Annotated in this window: 12 protein-coding genes and 1 pseudogene; 8 read left to right on the top strand and 5 right to left on the bottom strand. The window is 75.2% G+C overall.

Going from position 1 to position 14,689, the window contains the following annotated elements:
- The 3 genes and pseudogenes from EV562_RS33475 to EV562_RS33485 form a co-directional block, all read right to left on the bottom strand.
- A pseudogene (locus EV562_RS33475) lies at positions 1 to 272 on the bottom strand (peptidoglycan-binding protein); the annotation flags it as partial.
- Positions 273 to 287: 15 nt separating this feature from the next.
- The gene (locus EV562_RS33480; protein ID WP_133890638.1) at positions 288 to 962 is read right to left on the bottom strand and encodes a DUF4157 domain-containing protein; all 675 of its coding nucleotides are present in this window, start codon (positions 960 to 962) and stop codon (positions 288 to 290) included.
- Between the two features lie 125 nt (positions 963 to 1,087).
- Positions 1,088 to 4,060 carry a hypothetical protein gene (locus tag EV562_RS33485; protein WP_208298479.1) on the bottom strand — a complete coding sequence of 991 codons (2,973 nt, stop codon included), beginning with the start codon at positions 4,058 to 4,060 and terminating at the stop codon, positions 1,088 to 1,090.
- A gap of 329 nt (positions 4,061 to 4,389) precedes the next feature.
- On the opposite strand from EV562_RS33485, the gene EV562_RS33490 reads away from it, so the two are divergent.
- The 4 genes from EV562_RS33490 (at position 4,390) to EV562_RS35245 (ending at position 7,210) form a co-directional block, all read left to right on the top strand.
- The gene (locus EV562_RS33490) at positions 4,390 to 5,991 is read left to right on the top strand and encodes a phage tail sheath subtilisin-like domain-containing protein (RefSeq protein WP_133890639.1); all 1,602 of its coding nucleotides are present in this window, start codon (positions 4,390 to 4,392) and stop codon (positions 5,989 to 5,991) included.
- Positions 5,992 to 6,090: 99 nt separating this feature from the next.
- Positions 6,091 to 6,537 carry a phage tail protein gene (locus EV562_RS33495; RefSeq protein ID WP_030405220.1) on the top strand — a complete coding sequence of 149 codons (447 nt, stop codon included), beginning with the start codon at positions 6,091 to 6,093 and terminating at the stop codon, positions 6,535 to 6,537.
- Positions 6,537 to 7,055: a hypothetical protein gene (locus tag EV562_RS33500; RefSeq protein WP_133890640.1), complete on the top strand. Its 519-nt coding sequence runs from the start codon at positions 6,537 to 6,539 to the stop codon at positions 7,053 to 7,055. The genes EV562_RS33495 and EV562_RS33500 overlap by 1 nt, the downstream gene beginning before the upstream one ends.
- On the top strand, positions 7,052 to 7,210 hold the full coding sequence (locus EV562_RS35245; protein WP_166662126.1) for a DUF6760 family protein: 159 nt from the start codon (positions 7,052 to 7,054) through the stop codon (positions 7,208 to 7,210). Before EV562_RS33500 ends, EV562_RS35245 begins: the two co-directional genes overlap by 4 nt.
- A gap of 968 nt (positions 7,211 to 8,178) precedes the next feature.
- Here EV562_RS35245 and EV562_RS33505 read toward each other — a convergent pair.
- Positions 8,179 to 8,427, bottom strand: a complete 249-nt coding sequence (locus EV562_RS33505; protein ID WP_133890641.1) for a hypothetical protein — start codon at positions 8,425 to 8,427, stop codon at positions 8,179 to 8,181.
- A 342-nt stretch (positions 8,428 to 8,769) separates the two neighbouring features.
- Entirely contained in the window at positions 8,770 to 10,743 is a 1,974-nt protein-coding gene (locus tag EV562_RS33510; protein ID WP_133890642.1) for a hypothetical protein, read from the bottom strand.
- Positions 10,744 to 10,777: 34 nt separating this feature from the next.
- On the opposite strand from EV562_RS33510, the gene EV562_RS33515 reads away from it, so the two are divergent.
- From EV562_RS33515 to EV562_RS33530, 4 genes are all read left to right on the top strand, one after another.
- On the top strand, positions 10,778 to 11,515 hold the full coding sequence (locus EV562_RS33515) for a hypothetical protein (RefSeq protein WP_133890643.1): 738 nt from the start codon (positions 10,778 to 10,780) through the stop codon (positions 11,513 to 11,515).
- Between the two features lie 93 nt (positions 11,516 to 11,608).
- Positions 11,609 to 12,031 carry a phage tail protein gene (locus EV562_RS33520; RefSeq protein ID WP_102927666.1) on the top strand — a complete coding sequence of 141 codons (423 nt, stop codon included), beginning with the start codon at positions 11,609 to 11,611 and terminating at the stop codon, positions 12,029 to 12,031.
- Positions 12,032 to 12,059: 28 nt separating this feature from the next.
- The gene (locus EV562_RS33525; protein ID WP_133890644.1) at positions 12,060 to 12,767 is read left to right on the top strand and encodes a LysM peptidoglycan-binding domain-containing protein; all 708 of its coding nucleotides are present in this window, start codon (positions 12,060 to 12,062) and stop codon (positions 12,765 to 12,767) included.
- Positions 12,767 to 14,686: a VgrG-related protein gene (locus EV562_RS33530; protein WP_133890645.1), complete on the top strand. Its 1,920-nt coding sequence runs from the start codon at positions 12,767 to 12,769 to the stop codon at positions 14,684 to 14,686. Before EV562_RS33525 ends, EV562_RS33530 begins: the two co-directional genes overlap by 1 nt.
- The last annotated feature ends 3 nt before the right edge of the window (positions 14,687 to 14,689 follow it).

A 14,689-nucleotide genomic window follows, 5' to 3' on the forward strand; every position in this document is an offset into this window, starting at 1 on the left:
GTCGGGGTGATCCGCACCGCGTACGGGTTGGGGCCCGCCGTCGCGTCCGGCGTGCGCGGCGGGGCGAAGGTCAGCTCCACGGTGCCGGTCGTCCCCGGATACAGCCGCAGGGTCTGCGGCTCCACCGTCGTCCAGGGCGCGATGTCCCCGACCGGCTCGAACCGGTACTCGTCCACCACGTCACCGGTATTGCGCACCCTCAGGCGCACCCGGGTACTGCTGCCGGGGTCCACGGTCGCGGACGCGGGCTCCAGGGAAGTCCACAGGCTCATCGGATCCGTACCGTTCTACTCCGTGTCGTCCTCGTGGTCCGCGGCCGCTCTCTGGACGGCGACGGACGGGGCGACCTCGTGCCCGGCCTTGAAGGCCGCCGAGTCGTTCACCGCCGCGACCTCGGAGCCCTGCCCGGGGTCCGTGACGGCGGGGCCGCCGGCACCGCTCCGGCTGCCCGTCTCCGTGATGCCCCTGCTGTTCTTGTCGAGGTGGCTGGCCTCGTGGGCGAGGATCCCCTCGTTGCCGATGGCGGACGGACCGAGGTACACGTCCATGCCGATCGTCATGGCCTCGGCGCCCATGGCCGCCGTCGCGCGCTGGGCGACGGGGTCGGCGTGCACGCGCGCGTGGGCGAGGTTGGGGTTCTGGTAGAACGTCGTCGCCTTGGCGAGGAAGGACCCGGGGAGCGGCGAGCTGGGCGTGTTCTGCGCGGCGGCCAGCAACTGGCTCTGCCCCTCCGGGCTCCGGTCGTCGATCCCGTCGTGCCCGCACCCGGCGCCGTGCTGGTGCGTGTCCCGGCCGATGACGCGCTGGACGGCGTTGTTGCCCGCGGAACCCTGGAGGGCCAGGACCGTCGCGGGGCTCATCGGTCCGCCGCTCACCGCGGTGGTGGGCGCGGTCACGGCCCGGTGCGGAGCCCGAGCACCCCGCACGGCCTTCTGCTCGGTGGCTTCCTCGTGCGCGCGCACCCTGCTCCCTTCGACGCCGGACGTCCGGCCACCAGCCTTACCGGAGCGTCCCCGCCGCCGACAGGTCCGTGAGGGCAACGCCGGGGGCAGCACGGCGGCGTCGCCCCCGACCCGGCGGGGAGCGCTCAGACCGAGGCGAGCTGTTTGGCGATCGCCTCTTCCCATTCCGTCTGCTTCTCGGGGTCGTTGAGCGACGCCAGCCACTCGTCCTCGGACTGGTTGTGCTTGTCCGGACCGCACTTGAGGGACTTGAGGAAGGCGCGCGTCTCCTCCCGCACGTCATCGGGCACGTTCCTGCTCGCCGGGACGGCCGGGCCGGCCGCGAGCGCGTAGATCTCCTGGGCCCTGAGCTGCCGCTTCCCCTGCTTGATGGAGTGCGTCACCATGAACGCCTCCTTCCACGCGTCGCGCTTCCTGCCGCCCTGCCCGTCCTTGGACATCACGGGCGCCTCGGGATCCGGCGTCCCTTCCTGCGGCAGGGTGGTACGGGCGTACCTCTCGGGTTCCCGTACCGAGGTGTAGCGCTTCCTGCCCTTCTTCACGGCCTTCTTGACGGCGAGTCCGCCCAGGGCCGCCGCCGTCGCGCCGCCCGCCACAGCCGGCGCGATCCCTCCGGAGACCGCCCCGGCGGCGGCCGCGATCGCCAGGCTGCCGGCGGCGGTGCGCGCGACGTTGCCGCCCAGGTTGGTGGCGCGGTGCCGGAGTTTCCTCTTCTTCTTGTCCACCGCGTAGTCCCGTGCGGCGGCCAGGTGCCCCATCAGTTCCTGCCTGAGTCCCTCGATGCGGGCACGTTCGTCCCCGACCGCCCGCAGGGCCTCCGCGTCGGCGCCGGCCGGAGCGGCTGCCAGGGTGACCGATCCCTGCGCCAGCCGGTCGCTGGCCGTCCCCAGCTCGTTCAGTACGTCCTGGAGCTTGCGGTCGCGCTTCGCGACCACCCCCTTGAAGTGCTCCTTCAGCTCCTTGCGCCGGGCATGGGTGTCCTTGAGGACCTTCACGTCGCGGGCGGCGATCAGGGTGGAGAACGTCATGGTGAGGGCGCCGCCGGCGTCCCCGAGCGCCGCCACTCCCGCCATGTCCTTGGCGGTCCTGATGCTGTTGTCGGTGATCTTCACGGCGTCGTTGACGGTCATGAGGGAGTTCGTCGTCAGACCCAGGGGCTTGCCCACCCAGTTCTTGCGGTGCGCGTGGGAGGCGGGTCCCGATTCATGGCGTTTGCCGGCCGCGTCCTTGAGCGCCGCCACGTCGTTCACGGCGCCGGTGGCGTCGCTGATGAGGTTGACCGGGTTCTCGGCGTTCTGCTGCAGCACGGTGCCGTGCAGCCGCCCGGTGTCCCCGGTCTTCGACGCCTCCGCCCGCAGCACTCCGCCGGGCGGCGCGCTGCCGCGGAGGATCGCCGTGTCGGGGCCGTCGACCCACGGCTTGACCTTGGCCGCGACCTTCTTGGCCGCGTGCCCGACCCCGTTGGCCGCACGCTCGGCGCCCTTCACGACGCGATCGGCGCCCTTGCGCAGGGCCGTGCCCGCTCCGGAGGCGTCGGCCGGCCCGGCCTCGTCGGTCGGCCCGGCGGCCTGTGCCGTGCTCTTCCCTCCGGCCTCGGCCGCGCTCTTCTTCGCTGCCTCCTGCGTGCTCTTCTTCGCGGCCTCGGCCGCCTTCTCGTCCGCGGCCTTCTGCTCCGCCTCCCTGGCCGCCTTCGCCGCGGTCAGCGCCGCGGTCGCCCCGGTCTGCTCCGTCCCCCGGGCCGCCTGCGTCCGGGCCGCGCCCGCCGCGCTCCGCTGTGCGCCGGCCGCGATGCCCGCCTGCTCCAGCTCCAGCGCGCGGGCCGACTCGGCCTGCTGCCGCAGCTCCGTCGCGGTCCGCGCGTACGTCTCCGCGTCGCCCCGGGCCTTCTCGGCCTTCTTCAGCGCCTCGGCCGCGGTCTTCCGGTGTTCCGCCGCCTCGTGTTCGGCCTCGCCGCGCTCCTTCGCCGCGGCGTCGGCCTCCTTGTCCCGCAGCGCTGCCAGGTCCCTGGCCTTCTCCGCCTGCTCCTGCGCCGTCCTGCGGGTCTCGGCCCAGTCCTCCGCCTCGCGCTCGGCCTCCGACCGCGACGCGTCGGCGCCCGTGGCCTCCTCGCCCCGCTCACGGGCCTCCCGTTCGGCGTCCCCCGCCTGCCGCAGTGCGCGGGCCGCCTGCTCGGCCCACTTCGCCACGCTCTTCGCGACCTCGCCCTCGGCCTCCGCCTCGGCCTCGGCCCTGGCGGCCTGCTGCAGTGCCTGGTCCTCGGCCCCCGCCTTCGCCTTCGCCGCGGCCTCGGCGGCCTTCTGCTCGCGGCCGGCCTCCTCGGCCTGCCTCGTCAGCTCGGCCACCCTGGCTTCGGCGGCCTTCTGCTTCTTCCTGGCCTCCTCGGCCTTCTCGGTGAACTCGGCCACCCTGGCCGCGGCGAGCCCGCGCTCCCGCTCCGCCGCCTCGGCCTGCCGGGTGAACTCCTGCTCCCGGGCGCGGGCCTCGTCGGCCGCCGAGCGTTTCTCCACCTCGGTCTCCTGGTGCGTCCGGGCCCTGCCCTCGGCCGCCCGCCGGTCCCCCGACGCCCTGCCGGCCGCCTCGGTGTGGTGGTGCGCCGCCTCCAGCGACGTCGTCCGCCCGCGTTCCGCGCTCTCGGCCTCCTCCGTGAGCCGCTCCGCCTCGCCCCGGGCCGCCGCCGCCTTCCTGCGCGACTCGACCACCTCACCGGACGACTTCCACACCTCGGCCTCGGCCCCGGCGCGTGCCAGTGACGCGGCCGCGACGTTCGCCTTCTGCGCCGCCACCTCGTCCACGGCCGCCCGCCGCTCGGTCGTCGCGGCCTCTTCCCGGCCCGTCCCGCCGCCCGTGCCCGCGGTCTCCGTCACCGGGATGATCCGCAGGTCGTCCGCCGACGACGAGGTGGTCGCGGGGAGCTGCGCCGTACCGGAGGCGCGCTGGACGGCCGTACCCGCTCCGCCCCGGATCGCCGAAGCGACGGCCCGGTTCCCCGCCTGGGTCTGCCACGCGCCCAGCGGCCCCTGCGGTGACCGGGAGCGGAGCCGCGCCGCCGGGACGGCATCCGTGCGGCGGGTCTGCGATGCGTGCAAGCGGTCCGACACGGACAACCCCTCCTGACGCGCCGTCACCGTCCCCCGCCCGCGTGGGGCGGCGCCCCGGTGCGGCGGGACGGCGCACCCCGGAACGGGGCGTGATCGCAAGATGACATTCTGGCGAACTGACACTCGACACACGATGTGAAGCAGAAACGCCAGGCGTCCACCAGGGGTCCACCGGGGAAAGGCGCCGGAAGGGCCGGGAGTCTGCCCCTACGGGCACGACCGGGGGCAGGGAAGATGCCCCCGCCCCGGCACCCGGGGACGTTTCGCCGACGGCAACGCGCGCGTGAGGCTGAGGGGCGTCTTGTCTCGTACCCCGAGGAGAGCAGAGCATGCCGTCCTACCTGTCACCCGGCGTCTACGTCGAGGAGGTGGCCAGCGGCTCGCGCCCGATCGAGGGAGTGGGCACGTCGGTGGCGGCCTTCGTCGGTCTCGCTCCGACCGGGCCGCTGAACGAGCCCACGCTCGTGACCAACTGGACGCAGTACGTCGCGGCCTTCGGTGACTTCACCGGCGGGTACTACCTCGCGCACTCCGTCTACGGGTTCTTCAACAACGGCGGCTCCGCCGCCTACGTCGTCCGGGTCGGCGGCTCGGCCGAGGACGCCGGCGACGACGCGAACGGCACCTCCGCCCCCGCCGCCGTCACCGGCGCGCCCGCCAAGGCCGCGCTGCCCGCCGCCGAGCCCCGGCAGCTCGGCACGTTCGCCGTGACGGCCACCGCCGCCGGCCAGAGCGGCCCGCTGACCGTCGAGGTCGCCGACCCCGAGGGCGAGGGCCCGGCCGAGCGCTTCAAGCTGATCGTCAAGGACGGCGACAAGCCGGTCGAGACCTTCGACGTGAGCGCCAAGAAGGGCAACCGCTCCTACGTCGTCACCCAGGTCAAGGAGCGCTCCAAGCTCATCACCGTGACCGAGGCCGCGCCGGCCGCGCAGCTGGTCCGGCCGGAGAACCAGACCGTGGCGCTGCCCGCGCCGCCGGCCGCCGCCCCCGCCGTCCCGGCCGGGCAGGCCGAGAGCGCGCAGGCCGGCCCGACCCAGTACATCGGCGACTCCTCGGACCGCACCGGCTTCGGCGGCCTGGAGGCGATCGACGAGATCTCCATGGTCGCGGTGCCCGACCTGATGGCCGCCTACCAGCGCGGCGCGATCGACCTGGAGGCCGTCAAGGCCGTCCAGCTCGGCCTCATAGCCCACTGCGAGCTGATGGGCGACCGCGTCGCCATCATCGACCCGCCGCCCAGCCAGAACGCCCGTCAGATCCGCGTCTGGCGCCAGGAGACCGCCGGTTACGACTCCAAGTACGCGGCCCTGTACTACCCCTGGATCAAGTCCTTCGACCCGGCCACCGGCCAGTCCCGCCTGGTCCCGCCGAGCGGCCACGTCGCCGGCATCTGGGCCCGCAACGACGCCGAGCGCGGCGTGCACAAGGCCCCCGCCAACGAGGTCGTCCGCGGCGCCGTGGACCTGGAGCTGCAGATCACCCGCGGCGAGCAGGACCTGCTCAACCCGATCGGCGTCAACTGCATCCGCTCCTTCCCCGGCCGCGGCATCCGCGTCTGGGGCGCGCGCACCCTCTCCTCCGACCCGGCGTGGCGCTACCTGAACATCCGCCGGTACTTCAACTACCTGGAGGAGTCGATCCTGATCGGCACCCAGTGGGTGGTGTTCGAGCCGAACGACCACAACCTCTGGGCCCGCATCCGCCGCAACATCTCCGCGTTCCTGGTCAACGAGTGGCGCAGCGGAGCCCTGTTCGGCCAGAGCCCCTCCGAGGCGTACTACGTCAAGTGCGACGAGGAGACCAACCCGCCGGAGTCGGTGGACCTCGGCCGCGTCGTGTGCGAGATCGGCATCGCACCGGTCAAGCCCGCCGAGTTCGTGATCTTCCGGCTGGCCCAGTTCTCCAGCGGCGGCGGGGAGCTGGAGGAGTAGCGGGCCCCGCGCCCGCCGCCTCCGCACGGCTCCCGCGCGCCGCCCGGAGCGGCCGCCCCGCACGCCAACGTCAAGCAGCGTCAGAAGGACAGCGAACACATGAGTCTCAACCCGGGTGACTCCCTCACTTCACACAATTTCGGTCTGCAGATCGACGGTGTGATGATCGAGTACCTCTCCGAGGTCAACGGCATCACCCTCGAGCAGGACGTCATCAAGTACCCGCAGAACAACGGCGCGACCGGCAAGCTCGAGATCGCCGTGATGCCGGGCTCCGCGAAGGACGGGTCCTGCACCGTCGTCCGCGGTATGACGCAGTCGTCCGCGTTCACCCAGTGGATCAACGACTCGCTGGAGGGCCGGATGTCCTCCGCCCGCAAGAACGCCTCGATCATCGTGATGGACTACGAGGACAACCCGGTCAAGCGGTACAACCTGCGCAACGCCTGGTGCAGCAAGCTGGACATGAGCCCGGTGAAGGCGGGCGAGGCCTCCGCGCTGACCGAGACCGTCACCATCGTGTTCGAAGAACTGGTCATCGAGTAATGCGGCGCACGGCTGCCAAGGCACCCGCGGCGGCACCCCAGACCGCGGCGGCGGGAGCGGACTTCCCCCGTTCGGCTCCCGCCGCCGCACCGGCGGACACGCCCGCCGGGCCTCCGGCGCCCCCCGTCGAGGCGGCGCCGCGGCGGGAGTTGCGGACCGAGTTCCCCTTCGAGCTGCCGCGCGGGTACGTCGACGACGCGGGCACCGTCCACCGGGACGGTGTGATGCGCCTGTCGACGGCCCGGGACGAGCTGATCCCGCTGCGCGACGTGCGGGTGCAGGAGAACCCGGCGTACCTGTCGGTGGTCCTGCTCGGCCGGGTCATCACCCGGCTGGGCACGCTGCCCTCGGTGCACGACGGCATCGTGGAGAACATGTTCGCCTCCGACCTGGCGTTCCTCCAGGACTTCTACCGCCAGATCAACGCGGAGGGGCACACCCGCGCGGCCGTCGCCTGCCCGCACTGCTCGGAGGCCTTCGAGGTGGAACTCGGCGGGAGCCGCCTGGGGGAATCGTGACGTACGCGACCGACCGGCTGCACGAGGAGATCGCGTACGTCGCCTACCACTTCCACTGGAGCCTGGAGGCGATCCTGGACCTGGAACACCAGGACCGCCGCCGGTACACGGACCAGATCGCGTCCCTCGTGACGCGTGGCACGTCGGAGGGCTGATCGGTGGGATTCCTGGACCGGCTGCGGAGCCGTCGGGACGGCGGCGAGGAGAACGGGGCCGCGCCGGCCGGCCGGCTCCCGGGCCCGGCCGCGGGGTCGGGTTCCGGCCCGGCCGCGGGCCCGGGGTCCCCGGAATCGGATCCGGGCGCGCTTTCCGGGCCGGGTGGGGCTCCGGCCGCCGCCTCGGGCCCGGGCGGCGTTCCGGACTCGGGTACGGGCGGGAGCCCGGTGCCCGTGGCCGTCGCCGCCTGGACGGGTCTGCCGCCGATCCAGCGGGCGACGGGCGCGGCACGTACGGGAGTGGCGGACGCCGGCTTCGGCGGCCGCCTTCCGACGTGGCAGAACCCGTCGTTCACGAGGGCGCCGTCCCCCGCCGTACTGAACCCGGCGGCCGGCGACAGCCTGCTGTCGGGCGCCTTCGACGCGCCGGACCGCCGGACGGCGTCCACACCGCTGTCCCCGCCGCGCGGCACCCCGCCGGTGCAGCGGATGCCGGTCGCGCCGCTGCGCGCGATACCTGCGGACTCCGCCGAGCCCGGCGCCCCCGGCCCTTCCACCGGTTCCATGGCACCCGCGCGGACCTCCGCCTCGGGTGCGCCGCCGCGTGCGCCCGGGACGCGCAGAGGCGCGTCGGCGCCCGCGCCGACCCCGCCGTCGGCGTCCACGCCCACGGTCCAGCGGGCGGCACGCTCCGCCGGAGCGGCGCCGTCGTCGTCGTCCGGCGCCCCGGCGAGCACGCCTTCCCGGTCCGCGCGCGGGGTCCGGGTGACGCCGGTACCGCCCGCCACGCCCCAGCCGCGGCAGGCCCTGACCAGGGCCCCGTCCGGGGCGTCGGCCGTGCAGCGCCGCTCCCTGCCCGCGAGCCGCCGGACCACCGACTCCCCGCCGGAGTCCTCCGGCACGGCACCGACGTCGACGGACGGCGACCGAGCGGGCCCTCCCGCCGCTCCGGTGCAGCGTGCCCCGCGTCAGGAGCACCGGCCCCCGGCGACCGCCGACGCGCCGGCCCCGTCCGTCCCGCCCGTCCAGCGCGCGGCCGCCGCCGGTACGACGGCGGCGCCGGGCGCGAACACCCCGGCACCGGGGGACGGTTCCGGCCCTCTGCCGGGCACCGGCGCGAGCAGTGACGTCCCGGCGCGGCGAGCCACGCCCCGGCCCGCCGACGCCGAGGCGCCCGCACAGGACGGCCGTACGGCACCGGGTGCGGCGTCGGACACGCCGTCCGCCTTGCCGGTGCAGCGGGCTCTGCGCGAGTCCGGCGGCGGCGCCGTCCCGGTGACCCCGCCCCCGGCACGCGAAGGCACTCCGTCGGTGCCCGGAACGCCGGTGCGGCGAGCCGCACGCGAGCCCGGCCCCGCCGCCGCGGCACCGGACCCGGCTCAGGACCGCGGCACGTCGCCGTCCGCAACGCCGGTCCAGCGGGCCGCGCGCCGGCCCGGCCCCACCGCCGCGCCCTCCGCCTCCGCTGCCGCTCAGGGCCGCGGCACGTCGCCGTCCGGTACGCCGGTGCAGCGGACCGCCCACGAGCCCGGCTCGGCCGCCGCGACACCGGACCCGGCTCAGGACCGCGGCACGTCGCCGTCCGCAACGCCGGTCCAGCGGGCCGCGCGCCGGCCCGGCCCCACCGCCGCGCCCTCCGCCCCCGCCTCCGCTGCCGCTGCCGCTGCCGCTGCCGCGCAGAACCGCCCCACGCCGCCCTCCGGAACGTCCGGGCAGCGAGCCGCGGACGAGCCCGGTACCGCACCCGCACCCGCATCCGCACCGGTGCGGAACCGTCCCGCCTCCTCGTCGTCCGGTACGCCGGTGCAGCGAAGCGCACACGAGTCCGGCAGCGGCACACCGGCCGCCTCCGACCCGGCCGCCCGGCGTGCCGCGACCCCGCCGTCCGGTCCCGCGTCGACGGCCCGGACCTCCTCCGCGCCTGCCGCGCAACCCGCCCCTTCGGGTGAACGCCGCCCGACCGCGCCGGACTCCGCGCCACCCGGGCCGCCGGTCCAGCGGGCGACGCGGCCCCGGGCGGGCCTCGGGCCCCCTGTCTCGCGCTCCGGCGCCGACGGCGACACGGCCTCCCGCAACCCCGCCCCCGGCTCGGCCCCGGCCCCGGCCCCGGCCCCGGCCCCGGCCCAGCGAGCCGTGCCCCGGTCCGGCGCCGCACCGGCCGACGCCGCGGGCGAACTCCCCGTGCAGCGCGCCGTCTCCGCCGCCGGGCCCGACTCCGGAACCACCCCGGGGTCCAGCACGCCTCCCCGCACCGCCCCGGCAGCCGCACCCGCACCCGCACCGGCCCTCGGGAACCCGTCCGCCCCGGCCACCGGAAGCGCGGCGTCCGACCTCCCGGTGCAGCGAGCGGCGCGCGGTCCCGCGGCACCGTCCCCGGCGCCCGCGTCCTCGTCGTCTCCGGCACCGGCACCGGCACCGGCACCGGCACCGACGCCTGCCGCCGGAGCCTCCCGGGCCGCGTCCCCGGTCCAGCGCACCGAACGCACCGAGCGCACCGGCGACGCACCTCCGGCCCGCTCGTCGGCGTCCCCCGCCGGAGCCCCGGCCGACGGCCCGGCGCCGAGCACTCCGACCGCGCCGGTGCAGCGGGCGGTCGCCCACGTCACCCCACCCCCGGTCTCGGGCGACGCGGTGCTCCCCGCCCGGCCCGCGAACCGCCCCTCGGCGCCCACCGGCCGGCCCGGTACTCCGACCGGCGCCCAGCCCTCGGTCCAGCGCCGGGCGGCGACCCCCTCGCGGCCGGAGCCGACGCAGACGCGGACGTCACCGGCCTCCGGCGGTACGCCCCCGCCGGTGTCCCACCGCACGTCCGCCGCGGTGCCTCCCGCCACTCCCACGCCCCCCGTCCAGCGCACCGTGGACCGGTCGGCCGGCGTTCCCGGCACGCCCGCCCCCGCCCCGGCGCGCGCACCGCACGGCGCCACGCACACGACGCCCTCGACGCCCTCGACGCCCGCCGTCCAGCGGTCGGCCGAAGGCCCGGCCACCCCGACCGGGACCGGGACACCCTCCGGCCCGGCGCCCTCCGGCCCGGCCCCCGCCGTACCGCCCTCCCGACCGCAGAGCGACCACGCGCGCACCGGCCAGGCGGGGGCGGACCAGTCGGCGACCGGCCGGACGGGCACCCCCCGCCCCGGGACCGGCGGCCCGTCCGCGCCCGCCCACCCGGTACAGCGCAGTACCGCCGCGCGCCGCCCGGGACTCGGTGCCCCCACCTCCTCCGGACCGGCCGCCCCCGTACGCCCGGCCGCCCCCTCCCCGACGGCACCGCCCGTGCAGCCCACGCGCCGCACCTCCGCGCTCGGCGCCCCCCTGCCCCCGGCCGACACCGCACCGCCGGTCCTGCCCCGCCCGGCGGCGGCCCCCGGCCCGGCGCCCACCGAGTCCCGTACGGCCCCGCCCGTCCAGCGGGCCACCGCGCCGGCCGTCCCGAACCCGCCGGTCCCCGTCCCGCCGGCCCCGCCCACGACGAGCCCCGCGGCGTCCTCCTCGGCCGTGCCGCCCTTCACGGCCACGCCGCCCTTCCTGGCCACGGCCCCTTCCCCGGCCGCCCCTTCCCCTCTCCCGGTGTCCGTCCCGACGCCCCGGACGGGCGCACCCGCCGGCGCGCCCGTGACGGCCTCCCTGCCGCCCTTCACGCCGCCGTTCCTTCCGACCCCGGGCGGCGGGCCCAAGCCGCCCCCCGTCCAGCGCGCCGCCGCGAAGGTGGTGCCCCTGCGCCGGCCCGCTCCCCCCGGGGCCGCCGGCGCACCCCTCCCGGTGGCTCCCCTCACGCCGCCCGCGGCACCGGCGTCCCACCCTGCGCTCCCCGTCGGCGCGACGACGGCACCGGCACCGCCCGCCGGGGACTCCGCCCCCACCGCGTCCGGCGACGCCTCGGCGCTGCCCGTCCAGCGGGTGTTCGGCCGCGGCAGCCGGGCGGGGCGGAGCACCAGCGCCCTGGCCGCGAGCGCCGCGGCCGCCGTCGCCGACACCCTCACCCGCTTCCGGGCCCCCTCGTCCCACTCCGCGCCGTCCTCGCATGGCTCCCAACACGGGCCCGGCGAACCGCCGCCGCCGTACGAGTCCGGTCCGTCCGGCAACCCGCCGTCGTACGCGGCGAGCACCGGGCAGCCGTCCTCGGGGGCGGACGACGAACTGCCCGGGTACACGGCGGTCCCGGCCGGCGGCTTCGACCCGCGGCAACTCACCGACTTCCAGCTCGACGAGCTGGTGCACCGGATCATCGGCCGCGTCACCCGCCTCGTCCGCACCGAACTCCGTATGGACCGCGAACGGATCGGCAGACTGCGCGACCCCCGCTGACCGGCCCCGCCCGACCCGCCGGCCGCACCCGCTCGCCCCGACCGCCGCACCCGCCCGCCACCGTCACCCGCCACCGACAGAAAGGCCGACCCGATGACCCGCCAGGACCCGGGCTCCTCCATCTGGTTCAGCCTCGCCATCGACGGCGAGAGCCTCGGCTACTTCAACGGGTGCGAGGGCCTGTCGACCCAGGTGGAGGTGGAACAGCGCCAGGAGGGCGGCAACAACGGCTTCGTGTGGCAACTGCCCACCCGCGTCACCTTCTCCAACATCCGGCTGACCCGCCCGCTGACCCCGGACACGGCGAAGGTCGCCAAGTGGATCTCGTCCGTGCAGACCGGCATCAAGCGGCCCACCGCGCAGATCTCCGCCCTGCGCGCGGACGGGTCGCTGGTCGCCCGCTGGGGGCTGATCGACGTCCTGCCCGTCAGCTGGCAGGGACCCAGCCTCGACCCCGGCAACCTGTCCGTGGCCAACGAGGTGCTGGAGATCGCCCACCACGGGTTCACGGACTGACGGCGCCGCAGAGCAGAGAGGAACACCCATGGCCACCAGCAAGAGCCTCGTGCGCGCCAACCTCGCCATCCACGAGCCGCCCACCGGCACCACCGTCACCCCCGGTGCCCTGATCCGCACGTTCGCCTTCGAGTTCAACCCGGCGCAGCTGTCCATCAGCCAGCGCACCCAGTGGAAGGCGACCCCGACGGCCGCCGTGCGGGAGGCCGTGAAGCCGCAGTTCATGGGCGCCGAGCCGCGGGAGATGACCCTGGAGATCTTCCTGGACTCCTCGATGAAGCCCGACGGCAACACCGTGATGAAGAAGGTCGAGTCGCTGCTGCTGTGCTGCGAGGTGACCGCCAAGAGCCTGGCCGCCAAGCAGCCGTCGCCGCCCTGGGTGGTCTTCGAGTGGGGCTCGTTCTCCACGGCGCGCTTCACCGCGTACGTCTCCTCCATCGAGACGCAGTACACGCTCTTCGGCACCACCGGCGTCCCCATCCGCGCCACCTGCCAGGTGGCGCTGGTGGAGATCCCCGGCCCGACCCTGGGCCAGAACCCGACCTCCGGCGCCCTCACCGCCCAGCGCGTGCACCGGGTCGTCGCCGGGGACTCGCTCCAGTCGCTGGCGTGGAGCGAGTACGGCAACGCCAACGCCTGGCGCGTGATCGCCGAGGCCAACGGCATCGACGACCCGTCCCACCTGCCGACCGGCACCCAGCTGATGCTCCCGGCCGCCGAGGAGGTGCCTCACTGATGGTGCGTCCCGCGTTCTCCAGCATCGTCGAGGTCAAGATCGGCGGCGCGAAGCTGCCCGACGACATCGCCCCGATGCTCACCGACGGCTGGGTCGACCAGGGCATGAACGTCCCGGCGGCGTTCCGGCTCACCTTCCGCGACCCCTACCACCTCGTCCTCGGCAAGCTGGGCGTGCAGTTCGGCACCAGGGTCGTCATCACCCCGATCGCCGACGGGCAGGGCATCGGCAAGCCCCTGCTGACGGGCGAGGTCACCGGCATGGAGGCCGACTACGACGGCACCGGCAGCTTCACCGTCATCCGCGGATACGACTACGGGCACCGCCTGATGCGCCAGCGCCGGGTGGCCGCGTACCGCAACCAGAAGGCCTCCGACATCGCCCGCAAGCTCGTCGCCATGGACGGCGTGTCCATCGGCCGCATCCAGCCCACCAAGGGCACCTACGGCTTCATCAGCCAGTCCAACGTGACCGACTGGGACTTCCTCGCGCGGCTGGCCGACGAGAACAAGATGGTCATGTACCTGGACGCCAAAGGGAAGTTCCGCTTCGTCACCCCGAAGCCGTCGGCGGGTGCGCCCTCCCCGAGCACGGACGGCGACAAGAGCGCCTTCGTCCTCCAGGCGGGCCACGACATCCTGCGGCTGCGCGCCGCCGTCACCGCAGCCGACCAGATCGGCAAGGTCGAGTCGCGCGGCTGGAACGTCACCACCAAGAAGAAGATCACCGAGATCGCGCCGGCCACCACCGACCCCGGCATCAGCATCGGTTCGACCCCCGGCACGGCCGCGGGCAAGTTCAAGCCCGGCAAGCTCGTCGAGACCGCCAACCCCTACGACAAGCAGGACGAGGTCCAGAACGCCGCGGTGGCCCTCGCCGCCGACGTCACCTCCTCCTTCGCCGAGCTGGAGGTCGCCGCCTACGGCCACCCCGACCTGCGGCCCGGCGTCCCCGTCGCCCTCTCCGACGTGGGCAAGCCCTTCGAGGGCAAGTACACCGTCACCTCGGTGCGCCACCACTTCGGCGACGGCGTCCCCTACGAGTCCTGGATCACGGTCAGCGGCCGCCAGTGGCGCTCCCTGTACGGGCTGGCCTCCGGCGGCAGCGGCGGCACGGACCCGGCGAGCGCCGCCCGGCTGCCCAGCGTCGCCAACGCCATCGTCACCGACGTACAGGACCCCCTCAAACAGGGCAGGGTCAAGCTGCAGTTCCCCTGGCTCGACGACACCTACGTCAGCGACTGGGCGCGCAGCGTCCAGATGGGCGGCAAGGGCGGCGGCGGCGTCTTCCCCATGGACGTCGGCGACGAGGTCCTCGTCGCCTTCGACCGGGGCGCCCTCGACCACCCCTTCGTCATCGGCGGGCTCTACAACGGGCGGGACCTGCCGACCAAGGTGAAGGACGTGCCCCTGCACGACGGCCTCAAGAAGAAGGCCGTCCGGCACACCCTCTCCGACCGCCAGGGCAACCGCGTCGACCTGCTCAGCCAGCAGACCGGCGGGCGCAAGCAGGGCGTCCGCATCGCCAGCGGCAACGACAAGCTGACCATCAACCTCGACCGCACCAAGACCGAGATCACCGTCGACAGCAAGGGCACGGTCAGCATCACCGGCAGCCGCTCGGTGTCGGTGGAGGCGGGCACGGACCTCACCCTGGAGGGACGCCGGTCGGTGACGGTGAAGAGCGGCGGGCCGCTGCTCCTCCAGGGCCGCGGCCTGGTCAACCTCAAGTCGACGGCCGGCACGGTCAACGTCAGCGCGACGGGGGCCCTCCTCATGAACGCGACCGGTGTCATGACGCTCACCGCCACGGGACTCGTCTCGGTCACCTCCGTGGCCAACGTGAACATCAAGGCCATCAAGGTCGACCTCATGGGCGCCGTCTTCGTCAACACCGTCAAGTACCCCCTCCCCGCGTGAACG

It is taken from the genome of Streptomyces sp. BK208, assembly GCF_004364245.1.
Lineage (GTDB): Bacteria > Actinomycetota > Actinomycetes > Streptomycetales > Streptomycetaceae > Streptomyces.

Coding starts and splice junctions, on each gene's coding strand:
- EV562_RS33490 (WP_133890639.1), top strand. CDS start 4,390: ATGCCGTCCTACCTGTCACCCGGCGTCTACGTCGAGGAGGTGGCCAGC.
- EV562_RS33495 (WP_030405220.1), top strand. CDS start 6,091: ATGAGTCTCAACCCGGGTGACTCCCTCACTTCACACAATTTCGGTCTG.
- EV562_RS33500 (WP_133890640.1), top strand. CDS start 6,537: ATGCGGCGCACGGCTGCCAAGGCACCCGCGGCGGCACCCCAGACCGCG.
- EV562_RS33520 (WP_102927666.1), top strand. CDS start 11,609: ATGACCCGCCAGGACCCGGGCTCCTCCATCTGGTTCAGCCTCGCCATC.
- EV562_RS33525 (WP_133890644.1), top strand. CDS start 12,060: ATGGCCACCAGCAAGAGCCTCGTGCGCGCCAACCTCGCCATCCACGAG.
- EV562_RS33530 (WP_133890645.1), top strand. CDS start 12,767: ATGGTGCGTCCCGCGTTCTCCAGCATCGTCGAGGTCAAGATCGGCGGC.